This is a genomic window from Streptomyces sp. NPDC048644 (genome assembly GCF_043199105.1).
Taxonomy (GTDB): Bacteria; Actinomycetota; Actinomycetes; order Streptomycetales; family Streptomycetaceae; genus Streptomyces.
Window position 1 is genome coordinate 183332 of sequence record NZ_JBICVO010000009.1, and the last position, 19922, is coordinate 203253.

At 70.3% G+C, this 19922-nt stretch carries 16 protein-coding genes; 8 read left to right on the forward strand and 8 right to left on the reverse strand.

Annotation, left to right across the window (positions count from 1 at the left end):
• Positions 1-185: 185 nt before the first annotated feature.
• Positions 186-482 carry a ferredoxin gene (locus ACGFNI_RS22150; RefSeq protein WP_393686203.1) on the forward strand — a complete coding sequence of 99 codons (297 nt, stop codon included), beginning with the start codon at positions 186-188 and terminating at the stop codon, positions 480-482.
• Between the two features lie 72 nt (positions 483-554).
• Here the strand turns inward: ACGFNI_RS22150 and ACGFNI_RS22155 are convergent, their stop codons facing one another.
• The 3 genes from ACGFNI_RS22155 to ACGFNI_RS22165 form a co-directional block, all read right to left on the reverse strand.
• Positions 555-1127, reverse strand: coding sequence for a hypothetical protein (locus tag ACGFNI_RS22155; protein ID WP_393686205.1), 573 nt, complete (start codon positions 1125-1127; stop codon positions 555-557).
• Positions 1128-1308: 181 nt separating this feature from the next.
• The gene (locus ACGFNI_RS22160) at positions 1309-2244 is read right to left on the reverse strand and encodes a tRNA (adenine-N1)-methyltransferase (protein ID WP_227048632.1); all 936 of its coding nucleotides are present in this window, start codon (positions 2242-2244) and stop codon (positions 1309-1311) included.
• Positions 2245-2311: 67 nt separating this feature from the next.
• On the reverse strand, positions 2312-3586 hold the full coding sequence (locus tag ACGFNI_RS22165) for a site-2 protease family protein (RefSeq protein ID WP_393686207.1): 1275 nt from the start codon (positions 3584-3586) through the stop codon (positions 2312-2314).
• Between the two features lie 176 nt (positions 3587-3762).
• On the opposite strand from ACGFNI_RS22165, the gene ACGFNI_RS22170 reads away from it, so the two are divergent.
• Both ACGFNI_RS22170 and ACGFNI_RS22175 read left to right on the forward strand, forming a co-directional pair.
• A complete protein-coding gene (locus tag ACGFNI_RS22170; RefSeq protein WP_393686209.1) occupies positions 3763-4725 on the forward strand; it encodes a RecB family exonuclease in 963 nt (320 codons plus the stop codon).
• A gap of 13 nt (positions 4726-4738) precedes the next feature.
• Positions 4739-5410, forward strand: a complete 672-nt coding sequence (locus tag ACGFNI_RS22175; protein ID WP_393686210.1) for a response regulator — start codon at positions 4739-4741, stop codon at positions 5408-5410.
• 111 nt (positions 5411-5521) lie between these two features.
• On the opposite strand, the gene ACGFNI_RS22180 is transcribed toward ACGFNI_RS22175, so the two are convergent.
• From ACGFNI_RS22180 to metH, 3 genes are all read right to left on the reverse strand, one after another.
• On the reverse strand, positions 5522-7126 hold the full coding sequence (locus tag ACGFNI_RS22180) for an ABC transporter substrate-binding protein (protein ID WP_393686211.1): 1605 nt from the start codon (positions 7124-7126) through the stop codon (positions 5522-5524).
• Positions 7127-7488: 362 nt separating this feature from the next.
• Positions 7489-8202, reverse strand: a complete 714-nt coding sequence (locus tag ACGFNI_RS22185) for an HAD family hydrolase (RefSeq protein ID WP_393686212.1) — start codon at positions 8200-8202, stop codon at positions 7489-7491.
• A 172-nt stretch (positions 8203-8374) separates the two neighbouring features.
• Positions 8375-11884: a methionine synthase gene (gene metH / locus ACGFNI_RS22190; RefSeq protein WP_393686213.1), complete on the reverse strand. Its 3510-nt coding sequence runs from the start codon at positions 11882-11884 to the stop codon at positions 8375-8377.
• A 240-nt stretch (positions 11885-12124) separates the two neighbouring features.
• Between metH and ACGFNI_RS22195 the strand changes: the two genes are divergently transcribed.
• The 5 genes from ACGFNI_RS22195 (at position 12125) to ACGFNI_RS22215 (ending at position 18016) form a co-directional block, all read left to right on the forward strand.
• A complete protein-coding gene (locus ACGFNI_RS22195) occupies positions 12125-12889 on the forward strand; it encodes an IclR family transcriptional regulator (protein WP_393686215.1) in 765 nt (254 codons plus the stop codon).
• 228 nt (positions 12890-13117) lie between these two features.
• Positions 13118-13921, forward strand: coding sequence for an MIP/aquaporin family protein (locus tag ACGFNI_RS22200; RefSeq protein ID WP_393686217.1), 804 nt, complete (start codon positions 13118-13120; stop codon positions 13919-13921).
• 48 nt (positions 13922-13969) lie between these two features.
• Positions 13970-15523, forward strand: a complete 1554-nt coding sequence (gene glpK, locus ACGFNI_RS22205) for a glycerol kinase GlpK (protein WP_393686218.1) — start codon at positions 13970-13972, stop codon at positions 15521-15523.
• Between the two features lie 2 nt (positions 15524-15525).
• Positions 15526-17130: an FAD-dependent oxidoreductase gene (locus tag ACGFNI_RS22210; RefSeq protein WP_393686220.1), complete on the forward strand. Its 1605-nt coding sequence runs from the start codon at positions 15526-15528 to the stop codon at positions 17128-17130.
• A 214-nt stretch (positions 17131-17344) separates the two neighbouring features.
• Entirely contained in the window at positions 17345-18016 is a 672-nt protein-coding gene (locus ACGFNI_RS22215) for a FadR/GntR family transcriptional regulator (RefSeq protein WP_393686222.1), read from the forward strand.
• 27 nt (positions 18017-18043) lie between these two features.
• Here ACGFNI_RS22215 and ACGFNI_RS22220 read toward each other — a convergent pair whose 3' ends face one another.
• Together ACGFNI_RS22220 and ACGFNI_RS22225 are read right to left on the reverse strand one after the other, a co-directional pair.
• Complete coding sequence (locus ACGFNI_RS22220) at positions 18044-18898, reverse strand: amidohydrolase family protein (protein ID WP_393686224.1); 855 nt, start codon at positions 18896-18898, stop codon at positions 18044-18046.
• Complete coding sequence (locus ACGFNI_RS22225; protein ID WP_393686225.1) at positions 18898-19914, reverse strand: aldo/keto reductase; 1017 nt, start codon at positions 19912-19914, stop codon at positions 18898-18900. Before ACGFNI_RS22225 ends, ACGFNI_RS22220 begins: the two co-directional genes overlap by 1 nt.
• Between the last annotated feature and the right edge of the window lie 8 nt (positions 19915-19922).

A 19922-nucleotide genomic window follows, 5' to 3' on the forward strand; every position in this document is an offset into this window, starting at 1 on the left:
CCCCTAGATCGAAAAGACGGTCGGGGTGTGTCCGATCTTCACCCTTGCGCACGTCCGCTCACCAAGGGAATACCCACCGAACAACATCGGAAAGCGACCGGTTGTATCGTCGGGACGGTCAACACCCGTCAGGGCTGGCACCACTTAGACAAAAACGCTTCACGTACGCAGGAACGGCAGGCGAGATGACCGCGCAGGAAGAAGCCACTCCAGAGCTTGAAGTCTGGATCGATCAGGACCTGTGCACCGGGGACGGGATCTGCGCGCAGTACGCGCCCGAGGTCTTCGAGCTGGACATCGACGGACTCGCCTACGTCAAGAGCTCCGACGACGAGCTGCTCCAGGACAAGGGAGCGACAACGCCCGTTCCGCTGCCGCTGCTCAACGACGTACGGGACTCGGCGAAGGAGTGCCCCGGGGACTGCATCCACGTCCGCCGGGTCGACAACCAGGTGGAGGTCTACGGCCCGGAGGCGGAATAGCCGCCGGGCGGCGGGGAGACGGCGGTTACGGCACCGGGCCGCCTCCCCCTCCGGGGCACGTCCTGTGACCGGTCAGATACGCGCGGTGCCGACAGCGGCGGGGAGTTCGTTCCGTACGAACTTCCCGCCCTTCCATTGCCACTTGGCGGTGGTGTGCACGTCGGGGCAGCAGCGCGGCACGTCGGTCGTGGAGTACCCCAGGAGCGACGCGGAGATCTCGCCGGCGTCCAGGGAGAGGTCCTGGACGCTGAGCCGCTGGGAGGGCGCCAGGAGCGTGGCGACGATGCGGGGTTTCGCCCCCTTGCCGGTCGGCTGTGCGAGGACGTAGACGCCGCTGGGCGGGGTGCCGGTGGCGCTGTGGCAGCGGACCGTCGCGACGGTCTCGGGCGTGCCGTCGCCGTCGAGGTCGCCCGAGACCTTCTTCACCACGTCGAGGCGGTTCGGGCCGCAGTCGACGGGGAAGGTCACACCTCGCGGGTCGGGAGCCGCCGCAGGGCGGCCCGACGCGGTCGGAGTGGCCTTCGCATCAGGGGGCTGGACGAAGGAAGCTGCAGCGACGACCGCGGCGACGGCGGTGGCCGTGGCGAGCCAGTGCATGGGGCGGGGCTGGGTGTGCGAAAGATCCTGGCCTGCCAAGGGCTGCACGCGAGGTAACTCCTGTGAAGTGCTGTGGCGGTGGGAGTGCCCAGCATCGTTCCACAGGACAAGACGCCCAGGAACCAGCCGGACCGGAGTTTTACGCCGGAAACGAAGGAGCGCCGCCGACGGTTCCCGAAGGGGGAACTCGTCGGCGGCGCCCGGTGGTTCGGTGGCCTGAAGCCGGCGGTCAGCCGCGCTCTGCGGAGTCGCCCGACGGCGCGTCCTTGGAGCCGCCCGACGCGGAACCCGGACCGGTGTAGTCGTCGCCGTACGCGCCCTTGGCGGGACGGCGGCGGCGCAGCGGGGGTTCGACGCCGTCGGCGAGACGGCGGGCGGTGAGCAGGAAGCCGGTGTGGCCGATCATGCGGTGGTCGGGGCGGACGGCGAGGCCCTCGACGTGCCAGGTGCGGACCATGGTTTCCCAGGCCGACGGCTCGTTGAAGGTGCCGTGTTCGCGGATCGCCTCGACGGTGCGGGCCAGCTGCGTGGTCGTGGCGACGTACGCGCAGAGGATGCCGCCGGGGACCAGCGCCTTGGAGACGGCCTCCAGGCACTCCCAGGGGGCGAGCATGTCGAGGATGACCCGGTCGACCTCGGTGTCGGAGAGGTTGTCCTGGAGGTCACCGACGGTGAGCGTCCAGGCCGGGTGCGGCTCGCCGAAGTAGCGCTCGACGTTCTGGGTGGCGATCTTGGCGAAGTCTTCGCGGCGCTCGTAGGAGTGCAGCATGCCCTGGTCGCCGATGGCGCGCAGCAGGAAGCTGCTGAGCGAGCCGGAACCCACTCCCGCCTCGACGACGCGGGCGCCGGGGAAGATGTCGGCCATCGCCAGGATCTGCCCCGCGTCCTTGGGGTAGACCACGGCGGCGCCGCGGGGCATGGACAGGACGTAGTCGGGGAGCAGCGGGCGCAGCGCGAGGTAGGCGACGTTCCCGGTGGTACGGACAACACTGCCCTCGGGAGCACCGATCAGCTCGTCGTGGGGGAAAGCTCCCTTGTGGGTGTGGAAGCTTTTTCCCTCTTCGAGCGTGAAGGTGTAGTGGCGTCCCTTGGGGTCGGTGAGCTGGACCTGGTCCCCGACCTTGAAGGGCCCGCGACGGCGGGCGGCACCGGTCGGTTCGGACATGTGACCAGCCTACCGGGCCCGGCGGACGCCCAGGACCAGCGGGCGTCCCGTCGGGGGCGCGGGCGGGTCAGGAGTGGCGGGCCATGGCGGAGACGAAGGCCCGCTCGACGTCGTCGGTGGACAGCACGCCGTAGATCTCGCCGGTCTCCTCGACGACGAGGTATTCGGTGGCCGGGGTGGCGCGGAGGAATTCGAGGAGGTCCTCGCCGGCCAGTTCGGCCGGAACCCGCATGCCGTCCTTGAGGTCCTGGGCGAGGGTGCCGACCGGCACCCAGGGGCGGCGGTGTTCGGGGACGCCGACGATGGCGGCTTCGCGGACGACGGCGGTGGGTTCGCCGTGCCCGTCGACGACGACCAGGGCGCGGGCCCCGGAGTCGTTGGCGCGGCGGAGCGCCTCGGAGAGCGGGGTGGCGTTCTCCACCGGGACGGCGCGCCGGGTGAGCGTGCGGGCCTGGAGTCCGGGGAGGCGCTCGCGCAGCCTGGCCATCCGGAGGCTGTTGCCCGCTCCGGTCCAGATGATGGCGGCCAGGATCGCGGCGAGCAGGGCGTCGGTGAGGGAGTCGGCGCTGCCGATGTCGGGGCGGGGGCCGCCGAGCGCTCCGGTGTGGGTGAGCAGCGGCAGGCCGATCAGGACGGTGACGGCGAGCGCGCGGCCGATCCAGGCGGCGGCGACGGTGCCGGACATCGGGTTGCCGGTGATCTTCCAGACGACGGCACGGAGCATCCGTCCGCCGTCGAGCGGGAGCCCGGGAAGGAGGTTGAAGACCGCGACGATGAGGTTGGAGATCATCAGCCCCGCGAGCAGCACGCCGGGGACCGTGCCGGCCTCGACGAGCTGCATGCCGCCGTAGAAGACACCGGAGAGTACGAGGGAGAGGAGCGGGCCCACGAAGGCGAGGACGAATTCCCTGCCGGGGGTCTCGGTCTCCTTCTCGATCTCCGATACGCCGCCGAAGAACTGGAGCTGGATGCGGCGTACGGGGAGCTTGAAGCGGAGCGCGGCGACGGTGTGCGCGAGTTCGTGGATGAGGACCGAGGCGTAGAAGGCGACGGCGAAGAAGAGCGAGACGAGGTAGCGGGCGCCACCGAGCTCGGGCAGGACCTGTTCGAGCTGGGCGCCGAAGACCCAGGTGATCAGGGCGGCGACGAGGAACCAGCTGGGCGCGACGTAGACGGGCACGCCGAAGGGGCGGCCCATGAGGATGCCGCCGCCCTTCTTGCGGCCCGGTGCCGGTGTCTTGCGGCCCTTGGAGTTCTTGGGGCCCTCGGGTGGCTCGGGCGGGTTGGGCGGCTGGGGCTGCGCGGACTCCTGGGGGTCCTGCGGCTTCCCGCTCTCGTCCACGGTGTCCCCTCGTCGAATACGGCCTTCGCGCCGGTGCGGCGTGATCTCTCGATCATGCAGCGCGAAGGGGTCTGGCGTCGATGGTATGCGGAGCGTGCCCGGCCGCTCCGCTGCGGGCCCCCGGTCCCTGCCGTGGTGGCGGGTGTTGTCAGTGCCTGGCCGTAGGGTCGGGTGTCATGGGAACGAGCACCGAGATTGCCGAGGCGGACGGGGCGGCGGCGCCGCGGGACGGGCAGGGCGAGCAGGGGACGGCAGGTCCCGGCGCGCAGCGCGGGGCGCAGCGGTCGCCGGGGCGTCCCGTCGCGCTGTCGCCCTCGCGGGCGAGCGACTTCATGCAGTGCCCGTTGCTGTACCGCTTCCGGGTGATCGACAAGCTGCCGGAGAAGCCCAGCCCGGCGGCGACCCGCGGCACCGTGGTGCACGCGGTGCTGGAGCGGCTCTTCGATGCGCCGGCGGCGGAGCGTACGGCGCCCGGTGCCCGCGCGATGGTGGCGGGCGAGTGGGAGAAGCTGCTGGGCAAGCGGCCGGAGCTGGCGGAGCTGTTCGCCGACGATCCGGAGGGCGAGCGGCTGGCCGGCTGGCTGGCGGACGCCGAGGCGCTGGTGGAGCGGTGGTTCTCGCTGGAGGATCCGACGCGCCTGGAGCCGGCGGACCGTGAGCTGTACGTCGAGACGGCGCTGGATTCGGGGCTGAGGCTGCGCGGGTTCATCGACCGGGTGGACGTCGCGCCGACGGGCGAGGTCAGGATCGTCGACTACAAGACCGGCAAGGCGCCGCGTCCGCAGTTCGCCGAGGGCGCGCTGTTCCAGATGAAGTTCTACGCGCTGGTGATGTGGCGGCTGCGCGGAGTGGTGCCGCGCCGGTTGCAGCTGGTCTATCTGGGCAGCGGCGATGTCATCACATACGACCCGGGCGAGGCCGAACTGCGGGGCGTGGAGCGGAAGTTGCTGGCGCTGTGGGCGGCGATCGAGAAGGCGACGGAATCCGGCGACTGGCGTCCGCGGCCGACGAAGCTGTGCGGCTGGTGCGACCATCAGGCGCACTGCCCGGAGTTCGGCGGCACTCCCCCGGTCTATCCGCTCACGATCCGCCCGGCGGACGGGAGCGGCCCTGAGCAGGGCAGAATGGAGCCGGTCTAACGAAGGAGCTTTGGTGGCTATCCGCGTCCTGCTGGTCGACGACCAGCCGCTGCTGCGTACGGGTTTCCGGATGATTCTGGAGGCCGAGCAGGACCTGGCGGTCGTCGGCGAGGCCGGGGACGGCTTGCAGGCACTGGACCAGGTGCGGGCATTGCAGCCCGATGTGGTGCTGATGGACATCCGCATGCCGCGGATGGACGGGGTGGAGGCGACCCGCCAGATCACCGGTCCGGCGAAGGACGGCCCGGCGAAGGTGCTGGTGCTGACCACCTTCGACCTGGACGAGTACGTCGTCGAGGCGCTGCGGGCGGGGGCCAGCGGCTTCCTGCTCAAGGACGCGCCTGCCGTCGAGCTGGTACAGGCGATCCGGGTGGTGGCCGCCGGCGAGGCGATGCTGGCGCCCAGCATCACGCGCCGGCTGCTGGACAAGTACGCCGGTCATCTCCCGTCGGGCGAGGAGTCGGTGCCCGACACCCTGCACACGCTCACCGACCGCGAGGTCGAGGTGCTGAAGCTGGTGGCCCGCGGCCTGTCGAACGCCGAGATCGCGGCGGATCTGTTCGTGAGCGAGACGACGGTCAAGACGCATGTGGGACACGTGCTGACGAAGCTGCGGCTGCGCGACCGGGTGCAGGCGGCGGTCTACGCGTACGAGAGCGGTCTGGTGCGCCCCGGGGCGCAGTAGGCGGCGCGGGCCGCCGGCGGGCGGTGGTCATGACGGCGGGGCCGGTCCTGGGATCAGGACCGGCCCCGCCGTTCGTGCGGTGCGGGTGCGGCCGGGGCCTCCCGCGGTGGCTCAGTCGGCGACGCCGCGGCCCAGCTCCCAGATCTGCAGCGCGGACGAGGAGTTGAGCGCCCATTCCACGCCGGTGATGTCGTCGCGGGCGGCCACGTACTGCTTGCCCTGCCACAGCGGGAGGATCGGGACGTCCTCGGCGAGGATGTTCTGGACCTCCTTGAAGCCGGTGCCGGCGGCGTTGCGGTCGGTCTGCTGCCGGGTGGCGGGGATCAGCTGCTCGATCTTCGCGTTGCGGTACGGGGAGTTGAGGAAGTTCCCCTTGCCGAGGAAGGGCGCGATGTAGTTGTCGGCGTCCGGGATGTCGGGGAACCAGCCCATGCCGTAGACCGCGTACTTGCCCCCGGACGAGTCGGTGCGGAACTGCTGCCAGTTCTTGATGCCGTTGATGTCGACGTCGAAGAGCTTGCTGGCGTTGAGCTGCTTCTGCAGGGCCGCGAACTCCTTGGCGGTGCTGGCGCCGTAGTGGTTCTCGGTGTACGTCAGGGTCAGCTTCACCGGGGTGTGGATGTTCGCCTGCTCAAGGATCCTGCGGGCGGCCGGGACGCTGGGGTTGCCGTACTTGGTGAAGAAGGAGTTGATGTGGCCGGTGAGGCCGGTGGGCACCAGGGAGTACAGCGGGTCGCCGGCGTAGGAGTAGACGTCGCGCAGCATCTGGGAGCGGTTGACGAGCTGCGCCATCGCCTGGCGTACGGCCCGGTCGGAGACCGACGGGTCCTTCGTGTTGAAGGCGAGGTAGCGGATTTCCTGGCCTGGCATCTCCTGGAGGGCGATGTGCTCGTCCCTGGAGTTCTTCAGACCCTTGACCTGATTGGGCGACAGACCGCGGTTCATCAGGTCGATATCGCCCTTGCGCAGGGCCTTCTCCATGGCGGACGAGCTGCCGAAGAACCGCATCGCCACCTTGTCGTTCAAGGGCTTCACCGCGCCCTTGTAGGTGGGGTTCCTGGAGAAAACGATCTTGGTTACCCGCTCGCCGCTGTGCTCGGCCTTGAGCGTGTAAGGGCCGGAGCCGACGAGGTCGAAACCGTTGTAGAGATGGTCCTTGGGGTAGACCTGGTGGTCGACGATGCCGGCGGCCGGTGTGGTGAGCTTCTGCGGGAAGGTGGCGTCCGGCTTCTTGAGGTGGAAAACCACTTCGGTATCGCTGGGCGTTTCGACCTTGTCGATGTCGTTGACCAGCGTCCCGGGACCGTTGGCGTAGTTGATCTTCTGCACGCGGTCGATGGAGAACTTCACGTCCCGCGCGGTGAGCGCATGGCCGTTGGAGAATTTCAGATCGCTGCGCAGGGTGCACCGGAACTGTTCGTTCCTGGTATCGCGGAACCCACAGGTCTTGGCGGCCTCGGGCACCGGCGCCGTACCGGTCCTGGGCAGGCGCATCAGCGTCTGGAGGGTGCCGCGCAGGACGTTCATCGCGTCGACGTCGTACGCCTGTGCCGGGTCGAACGGGGCGGGCGCTGCCTTGGTGGCCTCGATCTGCGTGGCGACCCCGACGACGATCGGGTCGCCGCTCCCGTCCGCGCCGTCCGAGCTGCCGCAGGCAGCGAGTACGGGGGCGAGCAGACCGGCCAGAGCCGGCAGCACCAAGGTCTTGCGATTCATCGTCGGCAGGTTCCTTATCAGCTGCAGAGGTGTTGCTCGCGTCGACATTAGTAGGCACGGCCAGCCGGTCCGGGACGGAACGGAGTTGCCGGTATATCGCGACGGGATAACCGCACCCGGGTCACCGATAACCGGACGGTGGAACGATTCGTACGTCGCTCCACCAATCCGGACACTTACCCCCGCACAAAGAGCCGAAGAGACCCCCTGGAACACCTGTCGGCCCGGCTGTCGATGCCATGGCGCGTGAGAAACCTCACGCGCCCAATTACCCTTCACCGTGCAGGAATTCGACCGTGCATTCGTCACGGAAAATGAGCGAACCACTCCCCTGAGTTCCGGTGGTTTTCACCGAAGCACGCTCAGTACACGCCGCCACGGCTTTCCGTGATGAGTGACCGGAGAAAAGGCAGATCGACTTCTTCGAGCGAACGGACGACCGTACGGCCTTCAGCGGGCGGGATCGGCAGCACCGACGGCACGGCGACGACCCGGCAGCCCGCGGCCTCACCCGCCGTCACACCCGTCATCGTGTCCTCCACCACCGCGCATCGCGCGGGGTCGACACCCAGCCGTGCCGCCGCCGTCAGATACGGGTCCGGGTGCGGCTTGGTACGTGCCAGTTCGTCACCCGCGAGCGTCAGACGGAAGTTGGCCGCTCCCAGGGAGTGCAGCATCCGGTCGATGATGGTCCGGTGCGAGGCCGAGACCAGCGCGGTGGGCACGGCGTGTGCGGACAGTTCGGCGAGCAGCCGGTGCGCGCCCGGCATCAGCGGTACGCCGCCCGCGATCCTGGCGGCGAAGCGGGCGTTGAGCAGACCGCTCAGCTCCGCCAGGCCGATCTCGGCTCCGGTGGCCCGGATGAGGTAGCCGGCGCTGCGGGTCATCGGGCCGCCGACGACGACACCGCGGTGGGTGTCGTCCAGGATGTGCCCCAGTTCGGCGAAGACCTCCGCCTCCGCCTCCCACCAGAAGCCCTCGGTGTCGACGAGGGTGCCGTCCAGGTCGAGGAAGACGGCCTGGAGGGTCGCGTCTTCGGCCGTACGGGTGGCGACCGCGGGGATGCTGCTGGTCATCCGTTCACCTCCGTGAGGGCGTCCCCGAAGGGACGAAAGGGCCGGTCGCCGCCCCGTGCGGGGAGAACGACCGGCCACTACCGGACCGACCAGTGTACGACCGGCCGCCGCGGGACGCCCGCCGGGGCCGCGGCGGGCCGCCCGCCGGAGGTGACGGGCGGCCACACGGCGCTCACCGTGCGTTGAAGTACTTCGCCTCCGGGTGGTGGATGATGATCGCGTCGGTGGACTGTTCGGGGTGGAGCTGGAATTCCTCGGACAGCTCGACGCCGATGCGCCCCGGTTCGAGCAGGTCGGCGATCTTCGCGCGGTCCTCCAGGTCGGGGCAGGCGCCGTAGCCCAGCGAGAAGCGCGCACCGCGGTACTTGAGGGCGAACATGTCCTCGACGTCGGCCGGGTCCTCGCCCGCGAAGCCCAGCTCCGAGCGGACCCGTGCGTGCCAGTACTCGGCCAGCGCCTCGGCGAGCTGGACGGACAGGCCGTGCAGTTCGAGGTAGTCGCGGTAGGCGTTGTCGGCGAACAGCTTGGCCGTCGCCTCGCCGATCCGTGAGCCGACGGTGACGACCTGGAGCCCGACCACGTCCCGCTCGCCCGACTCCTCGGGACGGAAGAAGTCGGCCAGGCACAGACGGCGCCCGCGGCGCTGGCGCGGGAAGGTGAACCGGGTGCGCTCGGTGCCGTCCTCGTGCAGGAGGATGAGGTCGTCGCCCTTGGAGTAGCAGGGAAAGTAGCCCTGGACGACGGCGGCTTCCAGGAGGTTCTCGGTCTGGAGCTTGTCCAGCCAGCCGCGCAGCCGCGGCCGGCCCTCGGTCTCCACCAGCTCCTCGTACGTCGGACCGTCTCCCGTACGGGCCTGCTTGAGGCCCCACTGCCCCTTGAAGAGCGCACCCTCGTCCAGCCAGGAGGCGTAGTCGGCGAGCTGGATGCCCTTGACGACGCGGGTGCCCCAGAACGGCGGGGCGGGGACGGGGTTGTCGACGGCGACGTCGGAGCGCACCGAGCCCTCGGGCTCATCGACCTCCACCACGGCCGTCTCGCGCTTGGGCACCCGCCGCTGCTTCAGTTCGGGCAGCGCCGCGCCCGGCACCCCGCGCTTGACGGCGATCAGGGCGTCCATCAGGCGCAGTCCCTCGAAGGCGTCCCTGGCGTAGCGGACCTCGCCCTCGTAGATCTCGTGCAGGTCCTGTTCGACGTAGGCGCGGGTGAGGGCGGCACCGCCGAGGATGACGGGGAAGTCGGCCGCCATGTTGCGCTGGTTCAGCTCCTGGAGGTTCTCCTTCATGATCACCGTGGACTTGACCAGGAGTCCCGACATGCCGATGACGTCCGCGCGGTGTTCCTCGGCGGCCTCCAGGATCGCCGAGACGGGCTGCTTGATGCCGAGGTTGACGACGTTGTAGCCGTTGTTGGACAGGATGATGTCGACGAGGTTCTTGCCGATGTCGTGGACGTCGCCGCGGACGGTGGCGAGCACGATGGTGCCCTTGCCCTCGTCGTCGCTCTTCTCCATGTGCGGTTCGAGGTGGGCGACCGCGGTCTTCATGACCTCGGCGGACTGGAGGACGAACGGCAGCTGCATCTGGCCGGAGCCGAACAGTTCGCCGACGACCTTCATGCCTTCCAGGAGCGTGTCGTTGACGATGTCCAGCGCCGGACGGCTCGTCAGCGCCTCGTCCAGGTCGGCCTCCAGGCCGTTCTTCTCGCCGTCGATGATGCGGCGCTGGAGGCGCTCGTCCAGCGGCAGGGCCAGGAGTTCCTCGGCACGGCCGTCCTTGAGGGACTTGGTGTTGACGCCCTCGAACAGCTCCATGAGCTTCTGCAGCGGGTCGTAGCCCTCGGCACGGCGGTCGTAGATCAGGTCGAGGGCGGCCTTGACCTGCTCCTCCTCCAGTCGGGCGATCGGCAGGATCTTCGAGGCGTGCACGATCGCCGAGTCCAGTCCCGCCTTGACGCACTCGTCGAGGAAGACGGAGTTGAGCGTGATGCGGGCGGCGGGGTTCAGGCCGAAGGAGATGTTCGACAGGCCCAGCGTGGTCTGCACATCGGGGTGGCGGCGCTTGAGTTCGCGGATCGCCTCGATGGTGTTGATGCCGTCCTTGCGGGACTCCTCCTGACCGGTGCAGATGGTGAAGGTCAGGGTGTCGATGAGGATGTCCGACTCGTGGATGCCCCAGTTGCCTGTCAGGTCGGCGATCATCCGCTCCGCGATGGCGACCTTGTCATCGGCGGTGCGGGCCTGGCCCGTCTCGTCGATGGTCAGCGCGATCAGCGCCGCGCCGTGCTCGGCGGCCAGCGCGGTCACCTTCGCCCAGCGGGACTCGGGGCCGTCGCCGTCCTCGTAGTTGACGGAGTTGATCACCGCGCGGCCACCCAGCTTCTCCAAGCCGGCCTGGAGCACGGGCAGTTCGGTGGAGTCCAGCACGATCGGCAGCGTGGAGGCGGTGGCGAGCCGGCCGGCCAGCTCCTCCATGTCGGCGACGCCGTCCCGGCCGACGTAGTCGACGCACAGGTCGAGCATGTGGGCGCCCTCGCGGATCTGGTCGCGGGCGATCTCCACGCAGTCGTCCCAGCGGGCCTCCAGCATCGCCTCGCGGAACTTCTTCGACCCGTTGGCGTTGGTGCGCTCACCGATGGCCAGGTAGGAGGTGTCCTGGCGGAAGGGAACGGTCTGGTAGAGCGAGGCGGCGCCGGGCTCGGGCCGTGCCACACGGGCCGGCGGGACCTGGCCGCGCACCCGCTCGACGACCTGCCGCAGGTGCTCGGGGGTGGTGCCGCAGCAGCCGCCGACCAGCGACAGGCCGTACTCGGCGACGAACGACTCCTGGGCGTCGGCCAGTTCACCGGCGGACAGCGGGTAGTGCGCGCCGTCCTTGCCCAGGACCGGCAGGCCCGCGTTGGGCATGCAGGAGATCGGGACGCGGGAGTTGCGGGCGAGATAGCGCAGGTGCTCGCTCATCTCGGAAGGTCCGGTGGCGCAGTTGAGGCCGATCATGTCGATGCCGAGCGGCTCCAGAGCGGTCAGCGCGGCGCCGATCTCCGAGCCCAGCAGCATGGTGCCGGTGGTCTCGACCGTCACCGAGCAGATCACCGGGAGGCGGGTGCCGGTCGCCGCGAGGGCGCGGCGGGCGCCGAGGATGGCGGCCTTGGTCTGCAGCAGGTCCTGCGTGGTCTCCACCAGCAGCGCGTCGGCGCCGCCGGCGATCATGCCCTCGGCGTTCTGCTGGTAGGCGTCGCGCAGCGTGACGTACGGGGCGTGGCCCAGCGTCGGCAGCTTGGTGCCGGGGCCCATCGAGCCCAGCACCCAGCGCTGCTGCCCGGTCGACGCGGTGAACTCGTCGGCGACCTCGCGGGCGATGCGGGCGCCGGACTCGGACAGTTCGAAGACCCGCTCGGGGATGTCGTACTCGGCCAGTGCGGCGAAGTTCGCGCCGAAGGTGTTGGTCTCCACGCAGTCGACGCCGACCGCGAAGTACTCCTCGTGCACCGAGCGCACGATGTCCGGACGGGTGATGTTGAGTACTTCGTTGCAGCCCTCCAGCTGCTGGAAGTCCTCCATCGTCGGGTCCTGTGCCTGCAGCATCGTGCCCATCGCCCCGTCGGCGACCACCACCCGGGAGGCCAGCGCCTCACGGAAGGAATCGATGCGGGATGTGCTGTCGGACGATGGCGTGTACGAGGCCATGGAGATACTCCCCTGGTTGCGACGGCTGTCGGCTTTGCACCCTCCGGGAGAGGGCGCACCCGGCCAGCGTAGCTGCCGACCCGGTACAGGTGTGCGGCATTCCAGCGCGTGGACAGCTGTGTGGCCTGCCGCTTGCGCTGCGCAGCTCATGATCGTGGGATGGCCGCAGCGCCCCCCACCGGTCGGCATGGGCCGATATCGTTCAGCATTGTCGAACCGCTCAATACCGGAGGTTGTCCGATGGCACGCACCATCCAGTCGCTGGAGCGAGCAGCCGCAGTGCTGCGGCTGCTGGCCGGCGGGGAACGGCGGCTGGGACTGTCCGACATCTCCTCCGCCATCGGTCTGGCCAAGGGGACCGCGCACGGCATCCTGCGCACGCTCCAGCAGGAGGGCTTCGTCGAGCAGGACCCGGCGTCCGGGCGCTACCAACTGGGCGCCGAGCTGCTGCGCCTGGGCAACAGCTACCTGGACGTGCACGAGCTGCGTGCGCGGGCCCTGGTGTGGACCGACGACCTGGCCCGCTCCAGCGGCGAGAGCGTCTATCTCGGTGTGCTGCACCAGCAGGGCGTGCTGATCGTCCACCACGTCTTCCGGCCGGACGACAGCCGCCAGGTCCTTGAGGTGGGCGCGATGCACCCGCTGCACAGCACGGCGCTGGGCAAGGTGCTGTGCGCGTACGACCCGGTGGCGCACAGCGAGGTCACGGAGGTGGAGCGGCAGTCGCTCACGCCGCGCACGGTGACCGGCATGGAGGAATTCGAGGGGGTCCTGGACGTGACCCGGGCGCGCGGCTGGGCCGCCGACGTCGAGGAGACCTGGGAGGGCGTGGCGTCGGTGGCCGCGCCGATCCACGACCGCAGGCGGATGCCGGTCGGTGCGGTGGGAATCACAGGGGCGGTGGAACGGGTGTGCCAGGAGGGGGAGCTGCGGCCGGAAATCGTCGCTGCGGTGAGGGATTGCGCACGCGCCGTGTCCAGAGATCTTGGTGCAGGTCGGTTTTGACCCCTTTGGGTGCATATATTCACCCAAGGTTTTCGCCACAGATGCCTTGACGGTTTCCTGCGGGTAAACAAAACTGCCGTTCGTCGGTCGGCATTGTCGAACACCTTGCGACAATCTTCGTTATGGTGGGCAGTGCCGCGGGCCGACCACCACCCTCTTGGAGGGTGCGGACCACCGGAGGGACCTGGGGGTCCGCCTTCCCCTGGACGAAGGACAAAGGAGTCGCGGGTGTCCAGCTCCGACATCTTCATCAGCGAGACCATCGGTACCGCTGTTCTGACATTGCTGGGCGGTGGCGTCTGCGCCGCCGTCACGTTCAAGCGCTCCAAGGCGTACAACGCCGGCTGGGTCGCCATCGCGTTCGGGTGGGGCTTCGCCGTCCTCACGGGCGCCTACATCGCCGCGAAGTCCGGCGCGCACCTCAACCCTGCGGTCACCATCGGTCTCGCCATCAAGGGCGGCATCGAGTGGAGCCAGGTACCCGTCTACTTCGGCGGTGAGCTGCTCGGCGCCATGATCGGCGCGTTCCTGGTGTGGGTCTCGTACTACGGGCAGTTCCGTGCGCACCTGACGGACCCCGAGGTGCTGGCCGCGCACAACGGCACGGACGGACTCGGCTCGGACGGACTCGTCGATCAGGCCGCGGCCCCGAAGGCGGGACCGGTCCTTGGCATCTTCTCCACCGGCCCGGAGATCAGGCACGCGGTACAGAACCTCGCAACCGAGATCATCGCCACCATCGTGCTCGTGCTGGCGATCCTCACCCTCGGCCTGAGCGACGACGGCAAGGGTGTCGGGCCGCTGGGCTCCCTGCTGGTCGCCCTGGTCGTCGTCGGTATCGGTCTGTCGCTGGGCGGACCCACCGGCTACGGCATCAACCCGGTCCGCGACCTCGGGCCGCGCATCGTGCACGCGCTGCTGCCGCTGCCGAACAAGGGCGGCTCGGACTGGGGATACGCCTGGATCCCGGTCGTCGGCCCGCTGATTGGCGGGGCCATCGCCGGTGGCATCTATCAGGTGGCATTCGCCTGATCCGCGCCGCCTCCCGACTCCGCCCGCACAGATTTTCTGGAGCACACCATGAGTGACACCCACAACACGCCCTCCTCCCACGGCCACGGACCGTTCATCGCGGCCATCGACCAGGGCACGACCTCCAGCCGCTGCATCGTCTTCGACAAGGACGGCCGCATCGTGGCGGTCGACCAGAAGGAACACGAGCAGATCTTCCCGAAGCCGGGCTGGGTCGAGCACGACGCGACCGAGATCTGGGCCAACGTCCAGCAGGTCGTGGCCGGCGCCGTGGAGAAGGCCGGCATCACCGCCGCCGACGTCAAGGCGATCGGCATCACCAACCAGCGCGAGACCACGCTGCTCTGGGACAAGCACACCGGTGAGCCCGTCCACAACGCCATCGTCTGGCAGGACACCCGCACCGACGCGCTCTGCAAGGAACTGGGCCGCAACGTCGGCCAGGACCGCTTCCGCCGCGAGACCGGCCTGCCGCTGGCCTCGTACTTCGCCGGGCCCAAGATCCGCTGGCTGCTGGACAACGTCGAGGGCCTGCGCGAGCGCGCCGAGCGCGGCGACATCCTCTTCGGCACCATGGACTCCTGGGTCATCTGGAACCTCACCGGCGGCGTCAACGGCGGCGTGCACGTCACGGACGTCACCAACGCCTCGCGCACCCTGCTGATGAACCTGCACCGGCTGGAGTGGGACGAGAAGATCCTTCAGTCGATCCACATCCCGGCGGAGGTCCTCCCCGAGATCAAGTCGTCCGCCGAGGTCTACGGCATCACCGCGGGCGGCGCCCTGGCGGGTGTCCCGGTCGCCTCCGCGCTCGGTGACCAGCAGGCCGCGCTGTTCGGCCAGACCTGCTTCGACCAGGGCGAGGCCAAGTCCACGTACGGCACCGGCACCTTCATGCTGATGAACACCGGGCACGAGCCGGTGAACTCGTACAACGGCCTGCTCACCACCGTCGGCTACCGCATCGGCGACCAGCAGCCGGTGTACGCGCTGGAAGGCTCCATCGCCGTCACCGGTTCGCTGGTGCAGTGGATGCGGGACCAGATGGGCCTGATCAACTCCGCCGCCGAGATCGAGACGCTGGCCAGCACGGTCGACGACAACGGCGGCGCGTACTTCGTGCCGGCGTTCTCCGGCCTGTTCGCCCCCTATTGGCGCTCGGACGCGCGCGGCGTCATCGCGGGCCTGACCCGCTACGTCACCAAGGCCCACATCGCGCGCGCCGTTCTCGAGGCCACCGCCTGGCAGACCCGCGAGATCACCGACGCCATGACCAAGGACTCCGGCGTCGAGCTGACCGCACTGAAGGTCGACGGCGGCATGACCTCCAACAACCTGCTGATGCAGACCATCTCGGACTTCCTGGACGCGCCCGTGGTGCGCCCGATGGTCGCCGAGACGACCTGTCTCGGCGCCGCCTACGCGGCCGGACTGGCCGTCGGCTTCTGGTCCAGCACCGACGAACTGCGCGCCAACTGGCGCCGGGCCGCCGAGTGGACCCCCCGGATGGAAGCGGCCACCCGTGACCGCGAGTACAAGAGCTGGCTCAAGGCCGTGGAACGCTCCATGGGCTGGCTCGATGACAGCATTGTCGAGGAGTAATCATGAGCACCCTGCAGAGCGTCCCGGCACTTGGGACGCACCCGGCCGATGGTTCGACCGCGAGCCGCGCCGAGACCCGGGAACAGCTTTCCAAGGCGACGTACGACCTCCTGGTGATCGGTGGCGGCATCCTGGGCATCTCCACTGCCTGGCACGCCGCGCAGGCCGGACTGCGGGTGGCCCTGGTGGACGCCGGTGACTTCGCCGGCGCCACCTCCTCCGCCTCCTCCAAGCTGCTGCACGGCGGTCTGCGCTACCTGCAGACCGGCGCGGTCAAGCTGGTGGCGGAGAACCACTTCGAGCGGCGTGCGGTCTCCCGTCAGGTGGCACCGCACCTCGCCAACCCCCTGACCTTCTACCTGCCCGTCTACAAGGGCGGTCCGCACGGCGCGGCCAAGCTCGGCGCCGGCGTCTTCGCGTACTCCGCGCTGTCCGCCTTCGGCGACGGCGTCGGCCACGTCATATCGCCGGCCAAGGCCCAGCGTGACGTGCCGGAGCTGCGCACCGAGAACCTCAAGGCCGTGGCCGTGTACGGCGACGACCAGATGAACGACTCCCGGATGGCCCTGATGACCGTCCGCGCCGCCGTCGCGGCCGGCGCCACGGTCCTCAACCACGCCGAGGTCACCGGCCTGCGCTTCACCCAGGGACGGGTCACAGGCGCGGAGCTGAAGGACCGGATGGAGGGCGAGGAGTTCGGCGTCAACGCCCGCCTCGTGCTCAACGCCACCGGACCGTGGGTCGACCACCTGCGCAAGATGGAGGACAAGGGCGCGGACCCCTCCATCCGGCTGTCGAAGGGCGCGCACCTGGTGCTCAAGCGCACCGCCCCCTGGAAGGCCGCGCTGGCCACGCCGATCGACAAGTACCGCATCACCTTCGCCCTCCCCTGGGAGGACATGCTGCTGCTCGGCACCACCGACGAGGAGTTCGATGGTGACCCGGCGGACGTCGCGGTCACCGAGAAGGACACCGCGCAGATCCTCGACGAGGCCGCCTTCTCGGTCCGTGACCAGCAGCTCTCCCGCGACCTGATCACGTACTCCTTCGCGGGTCTGCGGGTGCTGCCAGGCGGCCCCGGCGACACATCGAAGGCCAAGCGCGAGACGGTCGTCACCGAGGGCAGCGGCGGCATGCTGTCCGTGGCGGGCGGCAAGTGGACGACCTTCCGGCACATCGGCCGTACGGTCATGAACAAGCTCGCCGCGCTGCCCGGCCACCCGCTGGCCGAGGACATGGAGCCGATCTCGCACCTGCCGAAGAAGCTCCCGCTGCCCGGCATCGCCAACCCGAACGCGGTCGCGCACCGGCTGCTGATCGACGGCACCGCCCCCGGCCCGCGGATGGCCCCGGAGACCGCGCGTCACCTCGCCACCCACTACGGCTCGCTGTCCTTCGACATCGCCCGGCTGGCGAACGAGAACCCGGAGCTGGCCGAGCGGATCCACCCGGACGCTCCGGAGATCTGGGCGCAGGTCGCCTACGCCCGTGACCACGAGTGGGCCGAGACCGTCGACGACGTGCTGCGCCGCCGTACCACGCTCACCATCCGCGGCCTGGACACGGAGGACGTCCGCGCCAAGGTGAAGGGCATGCTGGAGGGCTGATTCCCGGCGTGAACGGATGGAGGGGCGGTTCCCGGTGGACGGGGGCCGCCCCTTCGGCGTGCGGTGGGGCGGGGCGGGGTGTGGCGTTGCCCATGGAAGACGGGTGGCCCGGTCCGCGTACGGAGGGCCACCGGGGGCCCGGGAGAGGCCATAATGGGGCCAGACATCGGATGTCTGGTGGGATGTCCGGCGGGTCCGAGCGGGGAGGTCGGCCATGGCCGTCACTGACGAGGCCATCGAGAAGATCAAGGGCATGATCGTCTCCGGGGCGCTGCGGCCGGGCGACCGGCTGCCCAAGGAGAGCGAACTGGCGGCCGATCTGGGCCTGTCGCGCAATTCCCTGCGCGAGGCGGTCCGCGCGCTCTCGCTGATCCGCATCCTGGACGTCCGGCAGGGCGACGGGACGTACGTCACCAGCCTGGATCCGCAGCTCCTGCTGGAGGCCATGAGCTTCGTGGTGGACTTCCACCGCGACGACACGGTCCTTGAGTTCCTCTCCGTCCGCCGGATCCTGGAGCCCGCCGCCACCGCGATGGCGGCCGGCCGGATCGATCCGGCCGAACTGGACGCACTGGAGGCGCAGTTGGACGCGCTGGGCCCGGATCCATCGGTGGAGGATCTGGTGGGCGGCGACCTGGAGTTCCACCGCGCGATCGTCGCCGCGTCCGGCAACTCCGTGCTCTGTTCGCTGCTGGACGGCCTGTCGGGGCCGACCACCCGGGCCCGGATCTGGCGGGGGCTGACGCAGAAGGACGCGGTGGCCCGCACCCTCACCGAGCACCGCGCGATCATCGGGGCGCTGCGCGACCGCGACGCGGAGGCCGCGCGGGCGTGGGCGACGGTGCACATCGCGAGCGTGGAGCAGTGGCTGCGCTCGACGCTGTGACGCTCACCCTCGCCCCCGCTCCTCCCCTCACTCCGCTCGCTGCCGCGCCTTTGGCCGCCCGATGCCGTACACCCGCGCCGCCGTTCCCCCGAAGACGGCGGCGCGTTCGGCGGCGGTGAGATGGCCGGTGGCCGACTCGGCGAGGGCGACGACGTCGTCGTAGCGGGCGGCGAGGGTGCACACCGGCCAGTCGGAGCCGAAGAGGACCCGGCCCGGCCCGAAGGCGTCCAGGACGTGCCGGGCGTACGGCAGGAGTGGCTCCGGCCGCCAGGTGGTCCAGTCGGCCTCGGTGACCAGGCCGGAGAGTTTGCAGCTGACGTTCGGCAGCCGGGCGATGGCGGTGAGGTGGTCGGCCCAGGGCAGGCGTGCGCCGCGGGCCACCGGCGGCTTCCCCGCGTGGTCCAGCACGAACGACAGCTCCGGCACCGCGCGCGCCGCGGCCAGCGCCGCGGGCAGCTCGCGCGGTGTGACCAGCAGGTCGTAGACGAGCCCCGCTGCGGCCAGGGTGCGCAGCCCGCGCAGCACGTCGGGCCGGGTCAGCCAGTCGGGATCCGGCTCGTCCTGGACCTGGTGGCGGATGCCCACCAGGCCGGGCCCGAGGGCGGCCGGCACCTCGCCGAGCGCCGGATCGGTGAGGTCGGCCCAGCCGACGACGCCGCGTACCGGCCCCTCCCCCGCCGCGACGGCCAGCAGCTCGGCGGTCTCCTCGTACGAGGACGAGGACTGGACGAGCACGGTGCCTTCGATGCCGTGCGCGGCGAGCTGCGGGGCGAGATCGGGGAGGGTGAAGTCGCGGCGGATGGGGTCGGCCCAGGGGCCGTCCATCCAGGGCTGCGGGCGCCTGCCGAGGTTCCACAGGTGGTGATGGGCGTCGATACGCATCAGGGGCGTGCTCCGGGGTCGGCGGTGGGCAGCGGCAGGTCCGGGCCGAGCAGGCCACGGGCGACGAGGGTGTGCCACAGGGCGTCGGGGATGTCGTGGGTGAACAGCGCGGCGTTCTGGGCGGCCTCGTCGGCGGTGGCGGCGCCGACGACCGCCGAGGCGACGGCGGGGTGACCGAACGGGAAACGCAGCGCGGCGGCCTTGAGCGGGACGCCGAACTCCGCGCAGATGTCGGCCAGTTGGCGGGCCCGCGCCAGGACGGCGGGCGGCGCGGGGGCGTAGTCGTAGGGCGCGCCGGGCGACGGGTCGGCCAGCAGGCCGGAGTTGTAGACGCCGCCGACCACGACCGAGGTGCCGCGCCGCGCGCACACCGGCAGCAGGTCGTCGAACGCGGTGCGCTCCAGCAGCGTCCAGCGGCCTGCGCAGAGCACCACGTCCACGTCGAGGTCGGCGACCAGGCGGGCCAGCACGCCGCTGTGGTTCATGCCGAAGCCGATGGCGCGTACGGCCCGCTGGTCGCGGAGTTCGGCGAGGGCGGGGAAGCCGGTCTCGTACACCTCGCGCAGGTGGTCTTCGACGTCGTGGAGGTAGACGATGTCGACGGATTCCACGCCGAGCCGTTCCAGGGACGCGTCGAGGCCGGCCCGGATGCCGTCGCGGCTGAAGTCCCGTACCCGGGCGCGTGCGGGGGTGTCGACGAAGCCCTCGCCTTCGGCCTCCTCGCCCGGTGCCAGCGGTCGCAGCCGGCGGCCCACCTTGGTGGAGAGGGTGTACGTGGCCCGGTCGCGACCGCGCAGTGCCCGGCCGATGCGCTCCTCGGCGAGGCCGACGCCGTAGTGCGGGGCGGTGTCGAGGTAGCGGGCTCCGGTGGCGAGGGCGGTGCGCAGCACGTCCTGCGCCTGGGCCTCGGGGACGGCGCGGTAGAGGTTGCCCAGCGGGGCGCAGCCGAGGCCGAGGGGCGGGACGGTGACGCCGCTGCGCCCCAACTCCCTCGGTCCGTGCGGGAGATACGGCATGCCGGGCC